We start from the raw sequence: 17,055 nt of genomic DNA, 5'->3' as shown, positions 1-17,055 counted from the left end.
TACATGAAGGATGCCGTGGATCGGCTCACGCCCATGGGGGTGATGGTGCTCGCGCTGCTGCGCGAGGCCGACATGCACCCCTATGAGATGGTGCGGCTCATGCGCGTGCGTCACGACGACCGGCTGCTCACCATCACGAACGGCACGCTGTACCACACGGTGGCGCGGCTGCAGCGGGCCGGACTGATCGACGAGGTCGGCATCGACCGGGACGGCAACCGTCCCGAGCGCACGACCTACACGCTGACGGATGCCGGGCGCGACGCGGTCATCGCCTGGGTGCGGCGGGAGCTGCCCAAGGTCGATCGTCCTGCCGAGTTCCGCGTGGCTCTCGCCGAGGCGCACAACCTCGAGCGCGCCGACGTCGTCGAGCTGCTGGAGGAGCGTCGCGACGCTCTCGTCGACGATCACGTCATGCACCGTGACGGCCTGTCCAAGGCCAGGGCGAACTCCGTCCCCGAGCAGGTCCTCGTCGAGATCGAACGCCAGGAGGCCCTCCTCGCGGCCGAGCTGCGCTGGCTCGACTCCCTGCTCGCCCGCCTCGACGCCGACAGCATCCCCTGGGGTCCGACGAAGTTCCCCCACTCCGACCGCTACCTCGCTCAGCGAAAGGCTGCACAGCAATGACCGAATCACGACAGGCCGCCGGCCCCGAGACCGGGCCGTTCGCCGCGGGGAACGCGCCGAAGAGCCCGTGGCCCGCCCTCTGGGCGCTCGTCATCGGGTTCTTCATGATCCTCGTCGACACGACGATCGTCTCGGTGGCGAACCCGGCCATCAAGGCCGCGCTCGACCCGAACACGAACAACCTCGACAACGTGGTGTGGGTGACGAGCGCGTACCTGCTGACGTACGCCGTCCCCCTCCTCATCACCGGACGCCTCGGCGACCGCTTCGGACCGAAGAACATCTATCTCATCGGTCTCGCCATCTTCACGCTCGCCTCGCTCTGGTGCGGCCTGTCGACCTCGCTCGAAGGACTGATCGTCGCCCGCGCGGTCCAGGGTCTCGGTGCGGCGTTCATGACTCCGCAGACCATGGCCGTCATCACCCGCACCTTCCCGCCGAACCGCCGCGGCGCGGCGATGGGGCTGTGGGGTGCGACCGCCGGTGTGGCGACCCTCGTCGGTCCGCTGCTCGGAGGCGTGCTGGTCGACGGCCTCGGCTGGGAGTGGATCTTCTTCGTCAACCTGCCGGTCGGCGTGATCGCCTTCGTCGCCGCGTGGATCCTCGTACCGCGTCTGAAGACGCACCCGCACCGCTTCGACATCCTCGGCGTCGTGCTCAGCGCGCTCGCCATCTTCCTCGTGGTCTTCGGCCTGCAGGAGGGGGAGAAGTACGACTGGGGCGTCATCTGGGGCCCGATCTCGGTGTGGGGCCTGATCATCGCCGGCATCGTCGTGCTCGCGCTGTTCATCCTGCAGCAGTGGAAGACCAAGAGCGAGGCGCTCGTGCCGCTCGACCTGTTCCGCGACCGCAACTTCTCCGGCGCCAACGTCGCGATCGCCGCCGTGGGATTCGCGGTGACGAGCATGTCGCTGCCGCTGATGTTCTTCCTGCAGATCGCCCGCGGGCTCGCCCCGACTCAGGCCGCCCTGCTGATGATCCCGATGGCCGTGCTGTCCGGCGTGCTCGCCCCGCTCGCCGGACGGATCCTCGACCGGACCGACCCGCGGTTCATCCTCATCCCCGGTCTTCTCGCCTTCGCCGCCGCGCTGTTCTGGTACTCGTCGCTCGTGAACATGGACACGCCGATCTGGATGTTCCTGTTCCCGTCGGCGCTCCTCGGCATCGGCAGCGCGGGCATGTGGGGACCGCTCGCGACGACCGCCACCCGGATGCTGCCGATGCGCCAGGCGGGCGCCGGTGCCGGCATCTACAACACCACGCGCACGATCGGCTCGGTCGTGGGCTCCGCCGCGATCGCGACCTTCATGCAGGCGCGGCTCGAGGCGAACCTCCCCGGCATGGGAGATGCCGCGGGTTCGATCGGTTCGGGCGGAGCGCTGCCGGATGCCGTCGCCGAAGGCTTCTCCGCCGGCATGTCGCAGGCGATCCTGCTTCCCGCCGTCGTGATCCTCGTCGCGCTCGTCGCCTCGCTGTTCCTGCGTGGAGCTCCGAAGGGTGCGCCCGCCGCACAGCCCGACGTCACGGCATCCGCTCCGATCGAGTAGCTCCCGTCGCGAGAAGGCACCCATCCCGGTCGCGGATGGGTGCCTTTTCGCGACTTGAGCGGGCGCCGGATTCGTCGCTGAGCCGTTTTGCGTCTCTGCCGACGATCGTGATGTCATCGGCGGATGACGATCGACCTCATCCGACCGACCACCGACCTCTTCGACAGCTGGGCCGAGGCGGTCTCCGAGTTCGGTGACGGGCACGTCGATGGATCGGGTCTGTCGGCGCCTGTCACGCCGGACCGTGAGACGCTCGAGGCCCTCATCGAGAAGGCGACGCTGCACGCCGACACCTCCGCGGAGCTGCCGGACGGTCTCGTGCACAACGATCTCTACTGGATGGTCGACGAGGGTGAGGTCATCGGCTTCCTCTCGTTCCGGCACGAGCTCAACGACTGGCTCCGTGAGGCGGGCGGCCACATCGGCTACGCGGTCCGTGCGTCGCGGCGACGTCAGGGTCACGCGTCGGCTGCCCTCGCCCTCGGGCTCGACCGTGCCCGTGCCTTGGGGCTCGAGCGGGTGTTCCTCACCTGCGACGTCGACAACGTCGCCTCCGCCCGCACGATCGAGAAGGCGGGTGGCGTCCTGCAGGACGTGAGCGACCAGTCCGAGCGCGGGCAGGGGATGCTGCGCCGGTACTGGATCGCTCTCTGACAGGCGCCGGCGAACCGGAGGTGTGAGCGGCCGCCCGTTAGGGTGGATGATCGGCGGCTGTCCGGTCGCATCATCCGATCCCGAGGAGCATCCGTCGTGATCCGCACTCCCTCCGCGCGCCTGCGCCGCTTCGGCCGCACCGCCGTCGCGACCGCGCTGACCGCGTTCGTCGCCGCCGGCGCCCTTCTCGGCGGGGCGTCGAGCGCCGTCGCCGCCGAAGACGGCGAGACCTACGTCATCGGCACCGACACGACGTTCGCGCCCTTCGAGTTCACCGATGCGAGCGGCGACCTCGTCGGCATCGACATGGATCTGCTTCGCGCGATCGCTGCGGATCAGGGCTTCGAGGTCGAGATCCGACAGCTCGGGTTCGACGCGGCCGTGCAGGCGCTGCAGGCGAACCAGGTGGATGCCGTCATGGCCGGCATGTCGATCACCGAGGAGCGCGAGCAGACGTTCGACTTCAGTGAGCCGTACTTCACCAGCGGCATCCAGCTCGGCGTTCTCGAGTCCAGCGACATCCAGTCCCTCGACGACCTCGACGGCGAGGCCGTGGCGGTCAAGACCGGCACGCAGGGGCAGACCTTCGCCGAGGAGAACCAGGACGAGTACGGCTTCACCGTCACCCCCTACTCCGACACGACCGACATGGTCGACGCCGTGAAGGCCGGCCAGGCCGTCGGCTACTTCGAGGACTTCCCGGTGCTGGCCTACGGCATCCAGCAGGGCTCCGGATTCCGCCTGGTCGGCGAGCCCGAGCTCGGCGGCGAGTACGGCTTCGCGGTCAACAAGGGCATGAACCCCGAGCTGATCGAGATGTTCAACGAAGGTCTCGCGAACCTGCAGGAATCCGGCGAGTACGACAAGATCGTCGACACGTATCTCGCGGGCGGCGAGAAGTCGGCGCAGGCGACCGACATCTTCTCGGTCGCGGTGCAGTACTGGCCGGCGCTCATGCAGGGCCTCTGGCTCACGATCCTCGCCACGCTGGTCGCGCTCGTGGCCGCCTTCATCCTCGGACTGGTGTTCGGCTTCGGACGCATCTCGAAGTTCGCGCCGTTCCGCTGGCTCGCGACGGCCTACGTGTTCGTGTTCCGCGGCACGCCGATCCTCGTGCAGGCGTTCTTCGTGTTCTTCGCCATCCCGCAGCTGTTCCCGGGTCTGACGTTCAACCCGTTCGTCGCGGGCGCGATCACTCTGTCGCTCAACACGGGCGCGTACATGACCGAGATCATCCGCGGCGGCATCCAGGCGGTCGATCCCGGTCAGGCCGAGGCCTCCCGCTCGCTGGGTCTCGGGCACTGGAAGACGATGCAGAAGGTCGTGCTCCCGCAGGCGTTCCGCATCATGATCCCGTCCTTCGTCAATCAGGGCATCATCACCCTGAAGGACACGTCGCTGATCAGCGTCATCGGTCTGGCCGAGCTCACGTTCGTGTCGCGCCAGATCATCGCCTCCACGTACCTGTCGGCACAGGTGCTGACCATCGTCGCCATCATCTACTTCGTCGTGATCACGCTGCTGACGCTGCTCGCGAACCGCCTGGAGAGGAAGTTCAACGCATGAGCAAGATCGAGGTCAAGGATCTGCACAAGTCGTTCGGCGACAACCAGGTGCTCAAGGGCATCGACCTGACGGTCGAAGACGGCGAGGTCGTCGCGGTCATCGGCCCCTCGGGGTCCGGCAAGTCGACGCTGCTGCGGTGCCTGAACAAGCTCGAGGAGCCCACGTCCGGGCACGTCGTCATCGACGGCGTCGACCTCACCGACAAGAGCGTCAAGCTCGACGAGGTGCGGCAGCGCATCGGCATGGTGTTCCAGCACTTCAACCTGTTCCCGCACATGACGGTGCTCGAGAACATCACCCTCGCGCCGACCGAGCTCGGGAAGCTGTCGAAGGTGCAGGCCCGCGAGCGGGCGATGTCATTGCTCGAGCGTGTGGGTCTGGCCGAGAAGGCCGATGCGAAGCCGGCATCTCTCTCCGGCGGTCAGAAGCAGCGCGTGGCGATCGCCCGCGCGCTCGCGATGGACCCCGAGATCATGCTGTTCGACGAGGCGACGAGCGCGCTCGACCCCGAGATGGTGGGCGAGGTGCTGCAGGTCATCCGCGACCTCGCATCGGGTGGTATGACCATGGTGCTGGTGACCCACGAGATGGGCTTCGCCCGCGAGGTCTCCGGTCGCACGGTCTTCATGGACGGCGGCGTCGTGGTGGAGGAGGCCCCGCCTGCCGAGCTGTTCGGCGCCCCGAAGAACGATCGCCTGAAGGACTTCCTCTCGAAGGTGCTCTGACCCCCTGGGTGGAGCGCGCCCGGACCCCGCGCCGACCTAGTCGGCGAGGGGCTGCGCGGGCGCGACGGCGGGATCGGATGCCGGTGCGGCGGGCCTGTGCCGACGGATCGTCGCACTGACCAGGGCCGCCACCGCGCACAGGCCGGCGGCCGCGAACCACGCGAACGTGTACTGACCAGTGTGGTCGCGCACGATCCCGGCGAGGATCGACGCGATGCCGGCGCCGATCTGGTGCGCCGCGAACACCCAGCCGAACACGAGCGGGCCCTTGGTGCCGAAGACCTCGCGGCAGAGGGCGATCGTCGGCGGGACGGTCGCGACCCAGTCGAGCCCGTAGATCACGATGAACACCACGATGCTCGGCTGCACCTCGGCCGAGAGCAGGCTCGGCAGGAACAGCAGGCTCACGCCGCGCAGCGCGTAGTAGGCGGCGAGGAGGATGCGGGGGTTCACGCGGTCGGTCAGCCAGCCCGAGAACACCGTTCCGACGATGTCGAAGATGCCCACCACCGCAAGCAGCCCGGCGGCCGTCGTCGTCGCCATCCCGTGGTCATGGGCGCTGGGGATGAAGTGGGTGCCGATCAGGCCGTTGGTCGTCGCGCCGCAGATCGCGAAGCCGATGGCGAGTGCCCAGAAGGTCTTCGTGCGTGCGGCATCCCGCAGCGTGGTGAGCGCGAGGCGAGCCGCGCCCCATGCCGAGCCGCGCGGCGCGGGCGCGGGTGCGGCGTAGGGCTCGGTCTCTCCGTAGCGTGTGACACCGAGGTCGCTCGGTCGGTTGCGGAGGAAGATCCAGACGAGGGGCGCGACTGCGAGCGCTCCTCCCGCGATGATGAGGGATGCTCCTCGCCAGCCGACGTCCTCGGCGGCAGCGGCGATCACCGGCAGGAAGATCAGCTGTCCGGTGGCACTGCCGGCCGTGAGCACGCCGGACACGAGCCCTCGCCGGGTGGCGAACCAGGTGTCGGTGATGGTGGCGGCGAAGACGAGCGCCATCGATCCGGTGCCGAGCCCGATCAGCACGCCCCAGGTGAGGATCAGCTGCCCCGGCGTCGCGACGAAGACGCTGAGCGCCGCCCCGGCCCCGATCACGAACAGCGCGACGACGGTCACGGCGCGGATGCCGAAGCGCTGCATCAGTGCGGCCGCGAAAGGGGCGATGAGCCCGTAGAGCAGGAGGTTGATCGACACGGCGAGCGACAGCTCCGCGGTCGTCCATCCGAACTCCTCCTCCAGCGGCACCATCAGCACACCCGGCGCGGCGCGGAACCCGGCGGCGCCGATGAGGGCGATGAGCGCGACCAGTGCGACCGTCCACGCCGGGTGGAAGCGCCGCGGCCTGCCGTCGGTGCGGCCGGTCGGGGTGCTGGTGGGCTCCTCCACCGATTCGGCGGTCACGCCACGACTCCCGCGAGGAGGGCGAACGGGACATCGCCCATGCTGCGTCGCGCCCATCGCGTGCTGTCGGCGTCGAGCGGCGCGGCGCAGGGCGCGCACCAGTCGGCGGATGCCGCGACCTCGCCGCAGCGTCCGCAGGTCACCGTCAGCCCCCACTCGCCCTCGGGGTCGGTGATGTGCGCGAAGCGCGCGTACGCGTGCAGGATCGGGAGCGTCTCGCGGCCGGCATCCGTCATGCGGTAGCCCGATCGCGGGTCGTCGTCGCGGACGAGCAGACCGGCGTCGACCATCGAGCTCAGCCGCCGGGAGAGCACTGAGTCGGCGGCCCCGGTGGCGTCGCGCAGCTGGTCGAAGCGGTTCCGGCCCGAGAACAGCTCGCGCAGGATGAGCAGCACCCAGGGGTCGGCGAGCACATCGGCGGAACGGGCTATCGGGCAGGTCGTGGTCGACCAGTCGGAGCGGAGCGGCATCCGCCCACTTTCTTGAAGAAAGCGAGCGCTGTCAAGACGGGTGAGGCCGGAGATCGGAGGTTGGCAGGAATCTCGGACGATTCGGCAGGAATCCTCCGATCGGAGCGCCTCTAGTCCGCGACGCGGGCCGCGATGTCGGTGCGGTAGTGCGATCCGTCGAGACGGATGCGTCCGATCGCCTCGTAGGCGCGATCGCGCGCGGTGCGGAAGTCGGATGCCACGGCGACGACGTTCAGCACCCGGCCGCCGGTCGCGACCAGCGATCCGCCCGGTGCGTCCGGGCTCGCGGTCGCGGCGTGCACGAGTCGCACGCCCTCGACGGCGGCCGCATCCTCGAGTCCCTCGATCGGGCGTCCGGTCTGGGGTGCCTCGGGGTAGCCCTCGCTGGCGAGCACGACCGTGATCGCGACGTCCTCGCTGAAGACCGGCTGCGGCTGGTCCTCGAGGGTGCCGGATGCCGCGGCGAACAGCAGCTCCGAGAGCGGGGTGACGAGTCGGGGCAGCACGATCTGCGTCTCGGGATCGCCGAAGCGCGCGTTGAACTCGATCACCCGGACGCCCGCGGGAGTGAGGATGAGCCCCGCGTAGAGCAGGCCGATGAACGGGGTGCCCTCGGCGTCGAGCTGGCGGATGACGGGGAGTGCGACGTCGCGGGTGACCTCGTCGACGAAGGCCTTCTCGCTGCCGAACTGCTCGGCGAGCCACGGCAGCGGCGAGTAGGCGCCCATGCCGCCCGTGTTGGGGCCGGCGTCGCCGTCGAGCGCACGCTTGAAGTCCTGCGCCGGGCTGAGCGCGCGCACCGTGTCGCCGTCGCTCAGGAAGAAGAGTGAGACCTCGGGGCCGGACAGGAACTCCTCCACGAGCACCGGGCCCGAGGGGAGATAGTGCTCGGCGTGCGCGAGCGCCTCGGCGCGGTCGGACGTCACGATGACGCCCTTGCCCGCCGCGAGCCCGTCGGCCTTGACCACGTACGGTGCGCCGAGCTGGTCGAACGCGTCCTCGACGCCGGCCGGGGTCGAGGCGCGCACGGCACGTCCGGTCGGCACGCCGGCGGCATCCATCACGCGCTTCGCGAACGACTTCGAGCCCTCGAGCTGGGCCGCCGCCTTGCCCGGTCCGAACACCGGAACACCGTGGGCGCGCAGGGCGTCGGCGACACCAGCGACCAGAGGGGCCTCGGGGCCGACCACGACGAGGTTGATCGCGTGCTCGTTCGCGAACGCGGTGACTGCGGCACCGTCGAGCGGATCGACCGTGACGGGGGTCGCGTCCTGCGCGATGCCGGCGTTGCCGGGGGAGACGAAGATCTCGTGCTCCGCGTGCTCTGCCCGCAGAGCGAGGATGATCGCGTGCTCACGAGCACCGGAACCGAGGACGAGAATCTTCACCGGTCCAGCCTACCGAGCGCGGCCGTCGCGTTTCGGTGTGCGCGTGCGGCGTTCACGATTCAGTCGAATCGCGATGGAAGGTGCGTGTCCGGGGAGTTTCAGGGCGTTCCGGGCGAGTTCTTGCTGAATTGTGAACGCAGACGGGCGCGCTCTCGCCTCGCGCCGCGGCGCGTGTCAGAGCTCGATCGGGCGCTCGACCGTGCGGTCCCAGGGCAGGGTCCAGCCGGCGGCGTCGAAGAGCGCGTCGAGCACCATCGCCGTGAAGCCCCAGACGATCGTGCCGTCGACGTCGAACGCGGGCCCGCGGAACGTCTGCCCCAGCCGATGAAGCGTCGAGGTGAAGCGGGTCTCGGGGTCGAGCAGCTGCGCGACCGGCACGCGGAAGACGTCCACGGTCTCGGCGTGGTCCACGGCGACGACGCGCGACGGGGACCGCCACCAGCCCAGCACCGGCGTGACCAGGTGGTTGCTGGCCGCGAGCGGGATCTCCGGCAGAGTGGCCAGGACCTCGACGCCCGCGGGGTCGAGGCCGGTCTCCTCCTGCGCCTCGCGGAGCGCGGTGGCGATGGCATCGGCATCCGTCTTCTCGCGGCGTCCGCCGGGGAACGAGACCTGCCCGGGGTGCGACGAGAGGGTGGCGGCGCGCCGCTGCAGCAGGACATCGAGGTCGGCGGCCACGGTGCGCTCGTCCGTCTGCGCCGGGATGCTGTCGAGCCGGCCGAAGAGCACCAGCACGGATGCCGGTTGCGCGCCGTCGAACACCGCAGGGAAGCCCTTCGCCCACCCGTCGCTGCGCTGTGCTGTCGCGAGCAGCTCGGCGCGGGCGCCATGCAGGGTGTCGGGGTCGGGGCTCATCGATTCGAGCCTATGCCTGTCGGAGGCGTTCGGGGCGGGCGCCCGAGGAGGTTTCGGGCGCGTACCCTCGTTCTCATGCCCTCCCGCAGGATCGACATCATCGACGGACGCGCGGCCCTCGACGCCGTGCGCGCCGCGGATGCCGCCGGCTCGACGCCGCAGCGCACCGATCTCGCCACCGCCGTGCGCTACCTGCTGCAGCTGCTCGACGAGAAGGCCCCGGGCAACAGCGTCGAGGTGCGCGTGCCGCCCTTCGGGGCCGTGCAGGTCATCCAGGGGCCGCGGCACACGCGTGGCACCCCGCCGAACGTCGTCGAGATGGATGCCGCGACCTGGATCGCCGTCGCCACGGGTGCCGAGATCTGGACGGATGCCGAGACAGCAGGGCGCATCGCGGCCTCCGGAACTCGGGCCAGCCTTGTGGACGTGCTGCCGCTCCGTCCCTAGTCTGCATCGGGACCCTTCGACAGCCTCAGGGACCCAGGGTGTGTCGAAGCATCGTCGCGCGGGACGGTCACGTGCCCTCAGCGCCGCGCGACGACCAGGGGCACGGCCGTGACGGGGTGCGGGAAGACGTCGACGGGCTGGCCGTAGACCTCCTCGATGCGCGCGGCCGTGAGCACCTCGGCGGGCGGGCCGGAGGCGACGACGCGGCCCTCCGAGAGCAGCGTGACCCGGTCGGCGTGCGCGAGGGCGGCGTTCAGATCGTGCAGCACGATCGCGACGGCGACTCCGGCATCCGCTCGTGCGCGGATCAGCCGCATCACGTCCTCATGGTGCTTGAGGTCGAGTGCGGCCGTGGGCTCGTCGAGCAGCAGGATGCCGGTGCTCTGGGCGATCACGCGGGCGAGGGCGACGCGGGCGCGCTCGCCGCCGGAGAGCGAGGTCACCGCACGTGCGCGCAGCGCCGTCACCTCGGTCAGGTCCATCGCCGAGGCGACCACGAGCTCGTCGTCGTCCGCGGCGGGGGTGCGGGCCCAGGGCGCCCGTCCCATCCGCACGACCTGCTCGGCGCGGAACGGGAACGTCACGGTGTTCTCCTGCAGGAGCACCGCGCGCTGCCGAGCCAGGGCCCGGGCGCGCACGTCTCCGATCGGCTGATCGTCGAGGACGACCTCACCGGACTGCGCGGGGACATCGCCCGCGAGGACGCCGAAGAGCGTGGTCTTGCCGGCGCCGTTGGGTCCCACGAGTGCGTGGATCTCGCCGGCATGGATCGTGATCGATGCGTCTTCGAGGATCGCGCGTCCCTCGCCGACGCGCACCGTGAGGTCGGCGCCGCGCAGCCGCACGCTCATGCCCACCCTCCAGAGCGCCGCCGCGTGCGCACGAGCAGCCAGAGGAAGAACGGCCCGCCCACGAGCGAGGTGATCATGCCGATCGGCAGGTCGGCCAGCGGCACCGCGGTGCGCGCGACGAGATCCGCGACGGCGATGAGCAGCGCTCCGCCGACCGCGGACGCGATCACGAGCGGCAGATGCGCGGGACCGATCACCATGCGCATCAGGTGCGGCACGACGAGACCCGCGAAGCCGATGATGCCCGCGAAGGCGACGGCCGCGCAGACCAGGATCGCGACGGTCACGATCACGACCATCCGCAGCAGCTCGACGTTCACGCCGAGGTGCCGAGCGGTGCGCTCGCCGAGGGAGAAGAGGTCGAGCGTCGGGGCCACGATGAGGGCGATCACGATGCCGATCCCCACGAGCGGGGCGATCAGCTGGATGTTCGACCAGAGGGCGCCGTTGAGCGAACCGAGCTGCCAGAACACGATCTGCTCGCGGGTCGACGTCGTGCCCAGGAAGGTGAAGAACGCCATGCCCGCGCCCGCGATCGCGTTGATCGCGATGCCGGTGAGCAGCAGCGTCACGACCTCGGTGCGCCCGCCGGAACGGCTGATGAAGTACACGGCGAGCACCGCCGCGAGGCCGCCGAGGAAGGCGAATGCCGGTGTGGTCCACATCCCGAACGTGGCGAGGCCGAGGGTGATGCTTCCCGCGGCACCGAGAGCAGCGCCCGAGGAGACGCCGACGACGCCGGCATCCGCCAGCGGGTTGCCGAAGATCGCCTGCATGAGCACGCCCGAGACGGCCAGGGCAGCGCCCACGAGCAGTCCGAGCACGAGGCGCGGCATCCGCAGGTTGAAGATCACCCCGTAGTCCGTCGAGGCGGACGGGGCCCACGCGGTGTCGATGCCTATGCCGCGCAGCAGCACGCCGACGAGGGCCGTGGGGGACAGGTCGTACTGCCCGCTCGTGATCGAGGCGATGCAGGTGATCGCGAGCGCGACGATCAGGCCGACCAGGACCAGGACGAAGCGCAGCCCCCGATGCGCACCCGGCGTCGAGGTGACGACCTCGGAGGTCGCTGCCGTCGAGGTCACTGCTGGGGCTCGGGGGCGTACAGGGCGCGGGCGAGAGCGCCGATGACGTCGGCGGAGCGCGGCCCGAAGCTGAGGATCTCGCTGTCGGCCATGTCGATCACGCGACGGTTGGCACCGGCGGGGGTCTCGGCGACCGCGGGGATCCGCTCGATGAGCCCGTCGATGCCGCCGACCGATTCCAGGCCGTCCGTCATCATCACGAGCACATCGGGGCGTGCGGCGACGAGCGCCTCGGCCGTCATCGGCTTCATGCCCTCCCAGCCGATCTCGCCGGCGACATCGACACCGCCCACGGCGTCGATGAGCGAATCGGCGCCGGAGTCCTCGCCGAAGATGTAGTACACGTTCGCGTTGCCGCGCACGTAGAGGAAGAGCATCCGGGCGCGGTCCTCCTCGGCGGCCGGGACCACCTCGGCGATCTCGGCGAGAGAGGCGTCGAGGGCGACATCCAGCCGCTCGATGAGTGCGTCGCCGCGGGTCGGCACGCCGAGCGCGGTGGCGATCCCGGTGACGAGCTCGTCGGTCGTGTCGATGCGGCGGTCGCTGGAGACGACGATCACGGCGATGCCGGCGTCGCGCAGCTGCTGACGGATCTCCTTCGGCCCGATCGAGGTGTCGGTCAGGATCACGGTCGGCGCGAGCTCGAGGATCGCCTCCGCGTTGAGGGTGTGCCCGGTCCTGGTCACGACGGGAAGCTCCTCGGTGCCGGCGAAGGCGGTCGACGAGTCGCGGCCGACCACCTGGTCGCCGAGGCCGAGCGCGAACACCGTGGCGGCGATCGTGCCGGAGATGTCGATGGGAAGGATGCGATCGATGTCGGTGATCTCGACCTCGCGACCTTCGCTGTCGGTCACGGTCACGGGCAGCTTCGGCGCGGTGTCGTCGTCGACCGCCTCGATCGCGCGGCTCGACAGGCAGGCCGTCGACCCGCCCGTGACCGCGCGGACGTCGTCGACCAGGTCCAGCGAGGAGAGCGGAGCGGATGCCGAGGGGCAGGTGTCTGCGGACTCGGAAGGGGCTGCCGCGGTCGCACCCGGCTCGGCGCACGCGGTGAGTCCGACGGCGAGAGCCGCGGCGATGAGGAGGGCAAAGGCGCGACGCATTAGGCAAGGCTATCCTAAAACTTGACGCGCTCCGAGGTCGCCCCCTACGCTCGGGGCCGTGGGCTTCTTAGCTGAGCCTAACCAAACCTCATCCATTCGCCCGACTGCATTGCGGCACCGCCGGCGCGCGTGTCCGCGTGCCCCGGGGTCCGGAGAGAACCCGTGAACGACACAGCCATCCCCCTTCGAGCGAGCAGCCGCCTCCGCGTGCTCATCGCCGCCTTCGTCTCCTTCCTTCTCCTCGCCGCGGGAGCGGTGGTCGTGCCTCCTGCCCACGCCGCCGACGGCTCGGTCGACGCGAGCGTCACCGCTGCGTCGACGTCGGGTGTGACGGTGCAGGTGCAGGCATCCGGCTTGCCGGACGTCGCCGGCGCCTATGCCGCGCTCATCGTGAAGGGCACCGAAGGGTCGATCTCGGCGGGCGGCGGATACGCGGCGTTCGCCATGCCCTTCCCCGCGGTCAGCGGCGGAGCGAGCTCGTTCACGCTCACGGCTCCGGCCGGATCGCTCGACCGTACGCAGGCCTACGAGGTGCTGATGTGGCAGCAGCACTCGAACCCGGACGCGACGACGATCTACGCCCGGGGGGACGTGGAGGTCACTGCGGAGCAGTGGGATGCCGTGTTCGGCGCGGAGCCGGGAACCGATCCGGGTACCGATCCGGGCACGGACCCCGGCACCGATCCGGGCACGGACCCCGGCACCGACCCGGGCACGGACCCCGGCACCGACCCGGGCACCGATCCGGGTACCGATCCGGGAACGGACCCCGGCACGGACCCGGGCACGGATCCCGGCACCGACCCGGGAACCACGCCCCCGGCATCCGCGGCGATCGAGGTCTTTCTCGCCGACGGCACCACCCCGGCCGCGGGCACCGCGCTCCGGGCCGGCGACACGATCGTCGTGAAGGGCTCGGGCTACGACCCGACGGCCAACGTCGGCGGACGCGGTGTGCCGATCCCCGCGAACCTCTCGCAGGGGACCTACGTCGTGTTCGGCAACTTCGCCGCGAACTGGCAGCCTTCCGCCGGCGCGACGTCGGCCGCACGCTCGGTCGGCACGCAGGCCTGGGCTCTCTCGGAGTCCGTGCTGAACCAGGTCCCTGCGCAGTACCAGGGTGCGGTCCGCGCGCAGTGGGTCGACCTCGCCGATGACGGCACGTTCCAGGCCACTCTCACGCTGAAGGATGCCGCGGCATCCCCCGGTTCCTACGGCGTCTACACCTACGGGGCCGGTGGCGTCGTGAACGCCGACCAGGAGCGCAGCGTCGCCCTGGACTACGCCGTTCCCCCGAAGATCGTGATCTCGGCGTCCCTCGCGACGGCCGAGCCCGGCATCACCGCGTCCGTCACGGGTACGGGCTTCGGCGCCACGACCGGCGTGTACGCGGCGCTGATCGAGGCGGGAACCGAGGCGGATGTGACCGCGGGTGGCGGGTTCCTCGCGATGCAGTACGTGCGCGGGATCTCGGGTGGTGCGTTCACGGTCGATCTGACCGCTGCCGCCGACACGCTCGACCGCACGAAGACGTATGAGGTGATCGTCTGGAAGCAGCACACGATGCCGAACGCCGACACGATCCTGAGCCGTGGAGCGGTCGCGATCAGCGATGCGGACTGGGACACGCTGTTCCCCGTGGAGGTCCCCACGGTCGCGACGGCGGTCACGGCCGCGAGCGCTGATGAAGGACTGACCGTGACGGCAACCGGTTCGAAGCTCGGCGAGATCACCGGCGTGTACGCGGCGCTCATCGAGACGGGAACCGAGGCGGATGTGACCGCGGGTGGCGGGTTCCTCGCGATGCAGTACGTGCGCGGGATCCCGGGTGGTGCGTTCACGGTCGATCTGACCGCTGCCGCCGACAAGCTCGACCGCACGAAGACGTATGAGGTGATCGTCTGGAAACAGCACACCCTCCCGAACGCCGACACGATCCTCGCTCGCGGCGCCGTCGAGATCAGCGACGCGGACTGGGACACGCTGTTCCCCGTGGATGTCCCCACGGTCGCGACGGCGGTCACGGCCGCGAGCGCTGATGAAGGACTGACCGTGACGGCATCCGGTTCGAAGCTCGGCGAGATCACCGGTGCCTACGTGGCGCTGATCGAGGCGGGCACCGAGGCGGATGTGACCGCGGGTGGCGGGTTCCTCGCGATGCAGTACGTGCGCGGGATCCCGGGTGGTGCGTTCACGGTCGATCTGACCGCTGCCGCCGACAAGCTCGACCGCACGAAGACGTATGAGGTGATCGTCTGGAAACAGCACACCCTCCCGAACGCCGACACGATCCTCGCTCGCGGCGCCGTCGAGATCAGCGACGCGGACTGGGACACGCTGTTCCCGGTCGACGAACCGGTGGTCGCGACGAGCGTCAAGACAGCCACGGCTGCGGACGGCCTCACCGTCACGGCATCCGGCTCGGAGATGGGCACGAACGTCGGCGCGTACGTCGCGCTGATCGAGGCCGGCACCGAGTCGGGCGTGACTGCCGGCGGCGGCTTCCTCGCCATGAAGTACGTCCCCCGGATCACCTTCGAGGCGTTCTCCGTCGACCTCACGACGGCCGTCGCCAAGCTCGACCGGACGAAGTCGTACGAGGTGATCGTCTGGAAGCAGCACACGATGCCGAACGCCGACACGATGCTCGCGCGCTCGACCGTCACGATCACCGAGGCGCAGTGGGACGCGCTGCTCGGCACGAAGCCCGAAGAGCCGAAGCCACCGGTGACCCCGGTGACCCCGCCGGCGAACGTCCCCGGCGGCTCCCTGCGCTGGGCCATCTCCTCGTCCTTCGCCGACTACGTCACCGGTCCGATCGCACAGGGGTCGATCTCCGTCTCCGGAGGAGCGACGCGCTCGGGCGGACAGTTCCAGTTCGGCCAGTCGGTCGGGGGTGATTTCGACGTCGCGACCGGCGTCGGCAGCGTCGTCTACCGCGGCTCGGTGCGCTTCACCGGCCATCACGGGGTGCTCGACATCACGCTCTCCGACCCGGTGATCCGCGTCACGTCCTCGAACAGCGCGACGCTCTTCGTGTCGAGCGGCGGGTCGCAGGTGGCTTTCGCGACGCTCGACCTCGGCAGCGCCGTGCGCACGACCGCGAACGGCGCGGTGAGCTACACCGCTGCTCCCGCCGCTCTGACGGCTGCCGGGCGCGACACGGTCCTGTCGGGCAACTCGACCGTGCTCAACCCGGTCACCTTCACGATCGGCTCGCCGGCAGCGGCCCCGCAGGGAACGACGGGCATGGTCGCGGCGGCATCCGTGACGAAGAAGGCGGCGCTGCCCGACACGCCTCCCGCGACCGACGGCATCGTGATCGACGAGAAGAACCTCGCCGCACTCGAAGCAGGCAAGGCGGCGACCGTCTCCGCCGCGGGCTTCCAGCCGAACGAGGAGGGCATCCAGGTCGTCGTCTACTCGACGCCGGTGCTGCTCGAGACCGTGCAGGCGGATGCCACGGGCGTCGCGACCTGGTCGGGCACGCTGCCCGCCAGCCTCGAGGACGGCGCGCACACCCTGACGCTGCAGGGATCCGTCGACCGCGGTCTCGCCTTCACCCTGAACCGAGCGGCGGCCGTGATCGGCGCCTGCACGGTCGAGGGCGCGACGCTGAAGTGGGGCTACAAGGAGTCGTTCCGCACGTACATCGAGGGCATCGCGAAGGGCGGCTGGACGCTCACCGGCGTGGAGTACCGGTACCCGGACTATGTCTGGGAGAGCGGCACCGGATCGTTCGACGACACCTCCCTCGCCGGGCTCGTCGCCTTCGGAGGCAGCATCGCCTTCACCGGTCACGAGGGCGCGCTGAACACGACGTTGGCGAACGCGCGGATCGAGCTCGCCGGCGACACCGGCTATCTCGTGTTCGACGTGACCGGCACCACGCAGGACGGCGCGAGCGTCGACCAGAAGGGCGTGCGTCTCGCGGAGTTCGCGGCGCGCGACGCGGCCGTGGTCGACGGGGTCCTGTCGCTGGATGCCGTGCCGACAGCTCTCACCGAGGCCGGTGCCGCCGCGTTCGGCACCTACGCCGCGGGCGAGGCGCTCGACCCGGTCACCGCGGTGATCCCGGTCGACGCCGACTGCGGCGTCGCGGCACCGGTCGAGGACGGGTCCGACTCCGAGGCGACCGCCGCGGTCACCGCCGCGACGACACCGGCGATCACGGAGGGCGCTCCGGTGTGGCCGTGGATCGTCGGCGGCCTCGTCGTCGTCGCTCTCGCCGCGGCGGGCGGGGTGCTCATCGCGCGCCGCAACCGCGCCGGGGCGGCCGAGGTGACGACGGAGGTCTGACGCTTCGGGCCCGCGACGGCACGGTTTGCAGGCTCAGATCACG

General features: G+C 70.3%; 14 protein-coding genes. 7 read left to right on the top strand and 7 right to left on the bottom strand.

Going from position 1 to position 17,055, the window contains the following annotated elements:
* Positions 1–3: 3 nt before the first annotated feature.
* The 5 genes from MRBLWH11_RS02500 to MRBLWH11_RS02480 all read left to right on the top strand — a co-directional run bounded on the left by MRBLWH11_RS02500 (position 4) and on the right by MRBLWH11_RS02480 (position 5,119).
* The gene (locus MRBLWH11_RS02500; RefSeq protein ID WP_341946551.1) at positions 4–627 is read left to right on the top strand and encodes a PadR family transcriptional regulator; all 624 of its coding nucleotides are present in this window, start codon (positions 4–6) and stop codon (positions 625–627) included.
* Complete coding sequence (locus tag MRBLWH11_RS02495) at positions 624–2,174, top strand: DHA2 family efflux MFS transporter permease subunit (RefSeq protein ID WP_116634052.1); 1,551 nt, start codon at positions 624–626, stop codon at positions 2,172–2,174. The genes MRBLWH11_RS02500 and MRBLWH11_RS02495 overlap by 4 nt, the downstream gene beginning before the upstream one ends.
* A gap of 123 nt (positions 2,175–2,297) precedes the next feature.
* Positions 2,298–2,828 carry a GNAT family N-acetyltransferase gene (locus MRBLWH11_RS02490; protein ID WP_341946550.1) on the top strand — a complete coding sequence of 177 codons (531 nt, stop codon included), beginning with the start codon at positions 2,298–2,300 and terminating at the stop codon, positions 2,826–2,828.
* A 96-nt stretch (positions 2,829–2,924) separates the two neighbouring features.
* On the top strand, positions 2,925–4,394 hold the full coding sequence (locus MRBLWH11_RS02485) for an amino acid ABC transporter substrate-binding protein/permease (RefSeq protein WP_341946549.1): 1,470 nt from the start codon (positions 2,925–2,927) through the stop codon (positions 4,392–4,394).
* A complete protein-coding gene (locus MRBLWH11_RS02480) occupies positions 4,391–5,119 on the top strand; it encodes an amino acid ABC transporter ATP-binding protein (protein ID WP_341946548.1) in 729 nt (242 codons plus the stop codon). The genes MRBLWH11_RS02485 and MRBLWH11_RS02480 overlap by 4 nt, the downstream gene beginning before the upstream one ends.
* A gap of 36 nt (positions 5,120–5,155) precedes the next feature.
* Here the strand turns inward: MRBLWH11_RS02480 and MRBLWH11_RS02475 are convergent, their stop codons facing one another.
* The 4 genes from MRBLWH11_RS02475 to MRBLWH11_RS02460 all read right to left on the bottom strand — a co-directional run bounded on the left by MRBLWH11_RS02475 (position 5,156) and on the right by MRBLWH11_RS02460 (position 9,227).
* Positions 5,156–6,499 (bottom strand): MFS transporter, encoded by a 1,344-nt coding sequence (locus tag MRBLWH11_RS02475; RefSeq protein ID WP_341947877.1) that lies wholly within the window; start codon positions 6,497–6,499, stop codon positions 5,156–5,158.
* 11 nt (positions 6,500–6,510) lie between these two features.
* Positions 6,511–6,984, bottom strand: coding sequence for a helix-turn-helix domain-containing protein (locus tag MRBLWH11_RS02470; RefSeq protein WP_341946547.1), 474 nt, complete (start codon positions 6,982–6,984; stop codon positions 6,511–6,513).
* Positions 6,985–7,094: 110 nt separating this feature from the next.
* Positions 7,095–8,372 (bottom strand): phosphoribosylamine--glycine ligase, encoded by a 1,278-nt coding sequence (gene purD, locus MRBLWH11_RS02465; RefSeq protein ID WP_341946546.1) that lies wholly within the window; start codon positions 8,370–8,372, stop codon positions 7,095–7,097.
* A gap of 174 nt (positions 8,373–8,546) precedes the next feature.
* The gene (locus MRBLWH11_RS02460) at positions 8,547–9,227 is read right to left on the bottom strand and encodes a CoA pyrophosphatase (protein WP_341946545.1); all 681 of its coding nucleotides are present in this window, start codon (positions 9,225–9,227) and stop codon (positions 8,547–8,549) included.
* Between the two features lie 75 nt (positions 9,228–9,302).
* On the opposite strand from MRBLWH11_RS02460, the gene MRBLWH11_RS02455 reads away from it, so the two are divergent.
* The gene (locus tag MRBLWH11_RS02455; RefSeq protein WP_116634059.1) at positions 9,303–9,674 is read left to right on the top strand and encodes a sterol carrier family protein; all 372 of its coding nucleotides are present in this window, start codon (positions 9,303–9,305) and stop codon (positions 9,672–9,674) included.
* A 77-nt stretch (positions 9,675–9,751) separates the two neighbouring features.
* On the opposite strand, the gene MRBLWH11_RS02450 is transcribed toward MRBLWH11_RS02455, so the two are convergent.
* From MRBLWH11_RS02450 to MRBLWH11_RS02440, 3 genes are read right to left on the bottom strand one after another with little or no spacing between them, the layout of a single operon-like run.
* Complete coding sequence (locus MRBLWH11_RS02450; protein ID WP_341946544.1) at positions 9,752–10,525, bottom strand: heme ABC transporter ATP-binding protein; 774 nt, start codon at positions 10,523–10,525, stop codon at positions 9,752–9,754.
* The gene (locus MRBLWH11_RS02445; RefSeq protein WP_341946543.1) at positions 10,522–11,610 is read right to left on the bottom strand and encodes an iron ABC transporter permease; all 1,089 of its coding nucleotides are present in this window, start codon (positions 11,608–11,610) and stop codon (positions 10,522–10,524) included. Before MRBLWH11_RS02445 ends, MRBLWH11_RS02450 begins: the two co-directional genes overlap by 4 nt.
* Entirely contained in the window at positions 11,607–12,713 is a 1,107-nt protein-coding gene (locus MRBLWH11_RS02440; protein ID WP_341946542.1) for an ABC transporter substrate-binding protein, read from the bottom strand. Before MRBLWH11_RS02440 ends, MRBLWH11_RS02445 begins: the two co-directional genes overlap by 4 nt.
* 162 nt (positions 12,714–12,875) lie before the next feature.
* Here MRBLWH11_RS02440 and MRBLWH11_RS02435 point away from each other — a divergent pair, with 162 nt between their 5' ends.
* Positions 12,876–17,012 carry an HtaA domain-containing protein gene (locus MRBLWH11_RS02435; RefSeq protein ID WP_341946541.1) on the top strand — a complete coding sequence of 1,379 codons (4,137 nt, stop codon included), beginning with the start codon at positions 12,876–12,878 and terminating at the stop codon, positions 17,010–17,012.
* Positions 17,013–17,055: the final 43 nt, after the last annotated feature.

Source organism: Microbacterium sp. LWH11-1.2, assembly GCF_038397745.1.
In the GTDB taxonomy this organism is placed as follows: Bacteria; Actinomycetota; Actinomycetes; order Actinomycetales; family Microbacteriaceae; genus Microbacterium.
This window is presented reverse-complemented; position numbering and strand designations above follow the sequence as displayed.